The 7204-nt window shown below is 67.7% G+C and carries 6 protein-coding genes and 1 CRISPR repeat array; of the genes, 3 read left to right on the plus strand and 3 right to left on the minus strand.

From position 1 onward, the window contains the following. Positions 1 to 16 precede the first annotated feature (16 nt). A CRISPR array of direct repeats spans positions 17 to 1682; the repeat unit is 37 nt; unit sequence GCTGCGCCCGGCCTCCGCGCCGGGCGAGGATCGCAAC. A gap of 276 nt (positions 1683 to 1958) precedes the next feature. After that, positions 1959 to 2618 (minus strand): acVLRF1 family peptidyl-tRNA hydrolase, encoded by a 660-nt coding sequence (locus B116_RS0119005; RefSeq protein ID WP_027660981.1) that lies wholly within the window; start codon positions 2616 to 2618, stop codon positions 1959 to 1961. Positions 2619 to 2907: 289 nt separating this feature from the next. On the opposite strand from B116_RS0119005, the gene B116_RS28415 reads away from it, so the two are divergent. The 3 genes from B116_RS28415 to B116_RS27630 all read left to right on the plus strand — a co-directional run bounded on the left by B116_RS28415 (position 2908) and on the right by B116_RS27630 (position 5348). Continuing rightward, on the plus strand, positions 2908 to 3258 hold the full coding sequence (locus tag B116_RS28415; protein ID WP_027660982.1) for a hypothetical protein: 351 nt from the start codon (positions 2908 to 2910) through the stop codon (positions 3256 to 3258). Positions 3259 to 3610: 352 nt separating this feature from the next. After that, positions 3611 to 5179, plus strand: coding sequence for a CBS domain-containing protein (locus B116_RS0119025; protein ID WP_223874619.1), 1569 nt, complete (start codon positions 3611 to 3613; stop codon positions 5177 to 5179). 10 nt (positions 5180 to 5189) lie between these two features. Beyond that, positions 5190 to 5348 carry a hypothetical protein gene (locus tag B116_RS27630; protein WP_155255769.1) on the plus strand — a complete coding sequence of 53 codons (159 nt, stop codon included), beginning with the start codon at positions 5190 to 5192 and terminating at the stop codon, positions 5346 to 5348. 17 nt (positions 5349 to 5365) lie between these two features. On the opposite strand, the gene B116_RS0119035 is transcribed toward B116_RS27630, so the two are convergent. Both B116_RS0119035 and B116_RS25450 read right to left on the minus strand, forming a co-directional pair. Beyond that, complete coding sequence (locus B116_RS0119035; protein ID WP_155255770.1) at positions 5366 to 5899, minus strand: hypothetical protein; 534 nt, start codon at positions 5897 to 5899, stop codon at positions 5366 to 5368. Positions 5900 to 6707: 808 nt separating this feature from the next. Continuing rightward, a partial coding sequence (locus B116_RS25450; protein WP_033667733.1) for an Ig-like domain repeat protein occupies positions 6708 to 7204 on the minus strand: 497 nt, incomplete at its 5' end.

Consider the following 7204-nt stretch of genomic DNA (forward strand, 5'->3'; position numbering starts at 1 on the left):
GCGGCCGGAGGGTGGCGCTGCGCCCGGCCTCCGCGCCGGGCGAGGATCGCAACCAGAACCCTGAGATCGCATTAAAAGCGGCCCGGAAGGGCGCTGCGCCCGGCCTCCGCGCCGGGCGAGGATCGCAACGTGTACGACCCGTTCGGCAGCGAACCGGGCGTGACGTGCTGCGCCCGGCCTCCGCGCCGGGCGAGGATCGCAACCACAAAATCCATAAGACCTAACCTCATCCTTGAAATGGGCTGCGCCCGGCCTCCGCGCCGGGCGAGGATCGCAACCGGGGCTGAGTGCTGCACTAAGCCGACGCCCGCAGCAGGCTGCGCCCGGCCTCCGCGCCGGGCGAGGATCGCAACCTCGGCCAGATCGGCGGCATGCCGGTCTACGTCACCGAGCTGCGCCCGGCCTCCGCGCGGGGCGAGGATCGCAACCCTGGTTTGCTTACTCCGCAGATCGACGCCGATGGCGCTGCGCCCGGCCTCCGCGCCGGGCGAGGATCGCAACTCCTCAATCCCCACCCCACCAACCGCCACAAGCTGAGTGCTGCGCCCGGCCTCCGCGCCGGGCGAGGATCGCAACAGGCTCCCATCGCTATCCGAAAGCGAGGAATCGATGAAGGCTGCGCCCGGCCTCGGCGCCGGGCGAGGATCGCAACGTCGCGTTGCCGTCGATCGTCTCGTACATTCGGTCGCGCTGCGCCCGGCCTCCGCGCCTGGCGAGGATCGCAACGCCTCCGTCGGCTGTGTGCGGGGGCGCCGTACACCCGGCTGCGCCCGGCCTCCGCGCCGGGCGAGGATCGCAACCCTCGTTCCACGTGGGGGCGAAACACAACTCATCGACGCTGCGCCCGGCCTCCGCGCCGGGCGAGGATCGCAACGTCGGCGGTGCGCGCGGCCCGCCACTCCGCCGTGGAGGCTGCGCCCGGCCTCCGCGCCGGGCGAGGATCGCAACCTCGACTACTCCACGGCACAGTTCGGCGCCGCGCGCACCGCTGCGCCCGGCCTCCGCGCCGGGCGAGGATCGCAACCGTACAGCTGTGTCGTAGGTCTTCGCGCACACCAGCTGCGCCCGGCCTCCGCGCCGGGCGAGGATCGCAACCTCGACTACTCCACGGCACAGTTCGGCGCCGCGCGCACCGCTGCGCCCGGCCTCCGCGCCGGGCGAGGATCGCAACCGTACAGCTGTGTCGTAGGTCTTCGCGCACACCAGCTGCGCCCGGCCTCCGCGCCGGGCGAGGATCGCAACGCTCGGTGTGCGGATCAGGCTGGCTTTCGGCGCGACCGCTGCGCCCGGCCTCCGCGCCGGGCGAGGATCGCAACCTCCGCCTTGACGAGTTGCCAGACGGTCCGTGGCCCGCTGCGCCCGGCCTCCGCGCTGGGCGAGGATGGCAACGGGCCGGGGTTGGACGTTGTACTCGGGGCGGTCGATCCGCTGCGCCCGGCCTCCGCGCCGGGCGAGGATCGCAACTTGCGCATGAGCAGCGGGCCGGTCTGGACGAGATGCTGCACCCGGCCTCCGCGCCGGGCGAGGATCGCAACTTACTCAACGTGCAGTTGGACGAGGAAAGTCTGGAGCTGCGCCTGGCCTCCGCGCCGGGCGAGGATCGCAACCCCGTGGCTGAGTCGACGGCCGAGGCGGGGATCAGCAGGCTGCGCCCGGCCTTCGCGCCGGGCGAGGATCACAACATGGTGCCTCCTCGGCGGTGTAGCGGGCAGCGAGGAGCTGCGCCCTCGGCGCCGGCGACTGACTACCTCCGACCAGTCCGCCGGAACTTCGGCGCCGTCTTGAGGTGGCCCGATAACGCGGAGGTGCTGATGTTTCCCGAGATACCGGGGAACCTCAGATACCCGATCGTGCCGCAGGGTGGGGCGGGTTGCGGGATATTGCGTACAGGTCCGGCGCTGTTGGGCCGTCGTGCATCATTCTGGGCGGTCGTCGTCGATCAGCCGGACCTGATCGTGTCATGGCATCAGATGGACGCGGATTCGTCTGGCCACCACCGCCGCATCTGCCAGGACGGCCAGGCGGGGCTCGGCGGATTCAAACAGGTGTGGATGACGCAGCAGTGCCAGTGGCGACAGACGCCGGTCTTTGAGTATCGCCTCGATCATCGATCGGTCGCCGCCACAGACCAGGGACCTGACTGCATCGTGCGGGTCGGCGACAACACCGGGTGCATAGGGCAGCATGGTCCGCGCGGCGATGTCCGCAGCCCGCTGAGTAGCAGCCTGGGCCTGGTTGGCGCGGCGACGTGCGTAGCGCTGCTGCGAGGAACCGCCGGCCGCGGTGCGACCCTGCACGTAGAAGCGCTCGACCTTGGAGACGGTGATGGTCGTTCCGTCCACGACGCCGGCGGCAACTGCGCCCTTACGGGCCAGCAGTACGGCGATCCGGGGCGGTCGGATGAGGCCGGCCAGCAGCGTGTCGACATCCTTCGTCTCGGCGAGCCCCGGCGGCGGATACAGCGTGGCGGTGTCACCGTTGTTCAGGCCGGTCAGCACGAGGCCTTGCTCGGTGGCGCCGTCGTGGCGGCTGTAGAAGCCGTCGAGCCAACCACGAATCCGCTCCGGTGAGATCTCTACCCACCGACCGCCGCCTGCGGCTGGCCGCGCCTTGACCACGTGAACACCACCTATCGGGAACAGTCGGCCTGCACCCACCATTGTGAAGGCGAAGGGCTTCGGTTGAGGGGGTGTGCCGCTCGTCAGGACTGGGCCAGGCCACCGTGCTGAGGGTCGTCGCCGACCTGAACGACGGCGGTGCGTCCCGGTGGATCGCCAAGATCCCAGCAACCAGTCGTTGCTGGAGCAGAACGATCCCTCGCTCGTCGAGCGGGAGGCCCGGTTCTTCTCCAGCCCGATGCCGAAGGTCATTCCCGCGTAGCTGAGCACCCCGCCCGACGCGGGATCGGTGCGGTACGACTGCCGGGACTGGATCTTCATGCGGGACGCGGCAGAAGCCATCGACCACCGGTGGACCCCCGCGGAAGCGCACCACGTGGCGGCGGCCCACCGCAACCTCAGCCTGCTCGGTGGGGACGCGCAGCTCGCTGGACTGTTCTCGCCCGGCCAGGTCCGGCGGCTGCACGCCTGCCTAGACGCGCTCGACCGGCTCATCGCCGAGGCTGGTCGGCTCGCACCCACCCTGCTCCACGGCGACCTCCACGTGCGCAGCCTCGGCCTGGCCGACGACGGGCACCTGGCACTCATCGACCGATATCGGAGCGGAGGACGGTTGATGGCCACCCGTTCCTACCGATGATCCCGTCGATACGGCCCTGCGAGAACACCAGGGCGAGCCGCCCGTTCGGGACCCCGTCCACCTTGCCCCGCTGCCTGTGGCGGCAGCCGAGCGGTTCCGGTGCCAGTTCGACGAGGCGGTGGTGACGGGGCGCTCTACCGATGCCGTCACGTCTTCATCACGGCCGGCACCGTGCGGTGAGCCCGGGCCGAGCGGCGTAGCGCCTCGATGACCACGCGGCCGCCAGTGGCCATTTCGGGACAGTATCGACAGAGGATTGAAGATCGCTGGGTGGTTTGAAAGCCTGCGTAGGCTGTCCTGGTGCCGCTGGCTCGGCGCCACTGCTACGTCTCGCACGATATCTGGGGGGCCGATGACGACGGCGTGGATGGTCCGCGCAGGACGCGAGGGTGAGCGCGAGGCGGATGCCCTCGAGCAGTCTCTCGTCATTGCCGGATGGCCGGAAGTGGGCGACCTCAGCCAGGTGGCGACGCGCAGAGAGCTGCATGCGGTTGTTCGAGCGGCATACCCGAACCGCTCGCGAACAGTGGTGGCGAACTGGACCGGGCAGCTGTGGCGTCTCATCCAGGTCATGGCGGTCGACGACTACGTAGTGCTGCCCCTGAAGACCGTGCCGGACCACGTCGCTATCGGCCGGATCGCTGGTGGATACCGATACCGCCGGGATGCCGCAGCGGATCGGCGCCACGTACGCCCGGTCGTCTGGATTCAACGAGCGCTGCCGCGATCGGCCATCGGGCAGGATCTGCTCTATAGCATGGGTTCACTACTGACCATCTGTCAGCTTCGACGTAACGGAGCCGCGAGACGGATCGCTGCACTCGCCGAGACCGGTGCCGACCCCGGTCCCACCGCTGAGGAAAAGTCCAGCAACGAGTGGGTGACCCCGCACGGCTTCATCGCCCGTGCTGTCGCAGCTGAGGACGGCCTGGAGCTGACCATCCGGGAGCTTCTGCGCTACTGGGATGCCGCGCGACGGACAAGCTCCGCTGTGGACGTCATTCAACGTGACCTCAGCGAGAACGGTCTCACCACGGTTCCGCCCTTTACTGAGGGCTGGATCGACAGCAGTATCCGTGTCCTCAAGTTTGGCGCCGAGGCTGACGACTCCACAGACGAGACCGCAGCCGAAGAGCTGGTCGACGATGAGGGTGGTGCTCAAGCCGAGTCTGATGAGCCTGCCGATGACGAGCTCGTGCCGGACAAGCCGTTCGCGCTGCGGTTCGGCAACCTGCTGCGGACGGACACCGCAGTGGTATCGGTGCGACCCACGGATTCGACTGTGTTGGCTAGAACGCTGATGCTGCGCTACAACTACTCGCAGCTCGCGGTGATCGACGATGACGGCACTTTCAAAGGGGCCATCAGCTGGGAGTCGATCGCAAAGGCGCAGATGGCGCATCAGGCAGTGCCGACAGTCGATCAAGCGAAGCAGACCGTGCCAGACGCCGCCTACGACGAGCTAGTGTTGCCGCGCATCGATGAGATCTCTGGTCGCGGCTTCATCTTCATCCGGTCGAGAGACGGGAAGACGATCGCTGGGATCATCACAGCTGCCGACCTGACTAACCGATTTGGTGAGATCGCCAGACCATTCACCATGATTGAGGAATGTGAGCGTCGGCTACACCGTAGGGTGAAGTCCAAGATCGCCGCGGACATCATCGAGGCCGCCACGAACAAGAGACACAAGGACGCCGACAGCTTGACCTTCGGAGCCTATGTTCACGTCCTCAAGGGCGAAGAGGAATTCCTGCTCCTCGACTGGCCGCTCGACCACGCCCAGTTCGTTCAGCAGATCAAGGACGTCGCCGACATCCGCAACAAGATGATGCACTTCTCGCCGGACCCCATCCCAAACGAGTGGGGGGCGATCGACGGTCTACTGGCCATGCTGCACGCCGTCGACCCCCTTCCCTGATCCGGCAGCGGTGGAGCCCACCAGTGCTGCCAGCTCTGGGCCGGGTGTGCATGAGCATCACCGCGAGCCAGCGGTCGAGACCGAGCTTGAGCCAGCGGTCGTACGCGGCCGTCGGGTCCACGCGCTCGCCGACGTCGGCCCCGCGGCGGCGAAGGCGGCGTACTGGTAGGGCAGGGCTTGGCGATGCTATCCGGTTGGCGGCGTGGCGCCGTCGGGTCGCCAGTCGGTGAAGAGGTCGGCAAGCCGGGCGGTGGTCTGGTCGCTAAGGATCTTGGTGGTGTCTTCTCCGAGTGGCTTCAGCGCGTGTTGCCGTACTGCGGGGTGTTGTGCTGGTGCGGGGCAGATGAACACGGCGAGTATTCGTAGCGCTCGTAAGGCTTCTTCGTGGGAGATGAGGTCGAGCAGTGGAGCGCCCGCGAACGCTGCGGCCTGGAAACCCTGCCACGCCTTGTCGACGATCAGGGTGACGACGGCCTCGGTGACGTGCGGGCGGTCTACTTGCAGCGGTGAACCCAGAATCAGTTCTTTGACCTTGTGGGGGATGCGGTCGAAGCCGCGCCGGGTCACCTCGATCGCCTGGGCCAAGGCGATGAACAGGTCGCACCAGCCGTGTTGGGTGAGGTCACGCTTGACCAGGGTGGTGTTCGGAGCGGCGCGGTCGAGTTCCATGGTGATGTCCCGCCAGGCTCCGCGGGTCATCTCTTCGGCAAGCGCTGTCACCTGTTCGGTGGGCGACGGGTAGGGCTCGCCGACTTCGGGTCCCGGAGACGGAGACAGAAACGGTGACGGGGGTGGGGTGGAAAGCCAGTCCGCAATGTCCGCGCGGGCAAGGTCGGTGGTGATCTCCTGGTTGGCGCGAGTTCTCTTCAGGCGTCGTGGGCGATGCTTCGTCCAGGCCAGTCTGCTCTCGTACCGCCCTCTTTTCCTGCGACGGCTCGCGTGATCGTGGCCGGCGTGGTCGAGCCAGCCCTGCACACCATGCTGTGAGCCGCCGCACTCGGTGCAGAGGCACCGGTGTCCTCGGGCTGTCGCGCAACCGGGGTTGTGTCTGCCGGTGTCCATGTCGAGGCCACCTCGCTCATCCGATCAACCTGGTAGCGGTGCGGTCGGGGAGCTAACTCAATGGAAGTAGATCGATACTTTACGTCGTCTACTGATGGAGTTCAATGCCGACCCCGACAGGCCTGGCAGCCACAAAGACCTGTCTCTATCGGATCAGTGCTGCTGGCCCACTTTCCGCTGTCCAGGTGGATCCCGACGGCAGGGCGTTGTTGGGCGGTCAGGGCTGGGAGTGGCGGCGTCATCGTTCGCCCGGAGCGAGAGGCTACTCGCCCCGGTCTCGCCGCCAGGCTCACTACCTGCGGCTTTAGCCGATACGAGGGGTGACCGCGTCGCGAGGTCCGTCATGGCTTCACGTGGCCCCGTCCCCAGATCGCTAGGGCGACGGGGACGGCTGCCAGGGCGAATGGCTTCGATCAGCTCCCCGCAGGTCGGGCAAGAGACAGTGTGGACTGGTGGCACTTTAGTGCTATTCGGGGTGGTGTGGTGGGCGTCGGCGTGCGGCGTAGCTGAGGATGGCGCCGGCCAGGATGGAGAGGGCGGCGGTGCCGGTGGTGGTGGTNAGGTTGGGGCCGGTGATGGGTAGGTCGGGTTCGTCGGGTGGTGCGGCGATGGTGATGGTGGTGGGTGGGGATTGGCTGTCGGGGCAGGTGTTGGTGCTGGTGTAGCCGGCGGTGAGGTGGTGGGTGCCGGGAGGGAGTGTGGTGGTGTGNGTGGCGGTGCCGCTGGTGGTGAGGGGGACGGTGGCGAGGGTGGTGGTGTTGGTGTNGAAGGTGATGGTTCCGGTGGGGGTGTCGATGTTGCAGGTGACGGTGGCGGTGAGGGTGATGTCCTGATCCGGTGTCGGGTTGGTGGGGGTGACGTGCAGGGTGGTGGTGGAGGTTGGTGGTGCGGTCAGGGCCAGGCTGTGGTTGTCGCCGGCGGCGATGGCCGTGATGATGGTTGCCGGTGGCAGGTTGACGTTGA

Source organism: Salinispora fenicalii (genome assembly GCF_000514815.1).
In the GTDB taxonomy this organism is placed as follows: Bacteria; Actinomycetota; Actinomycetes; order Mycobacteriales; family Micromonosporaceae; genus Micromonospora; species Micromonospora fenicalii.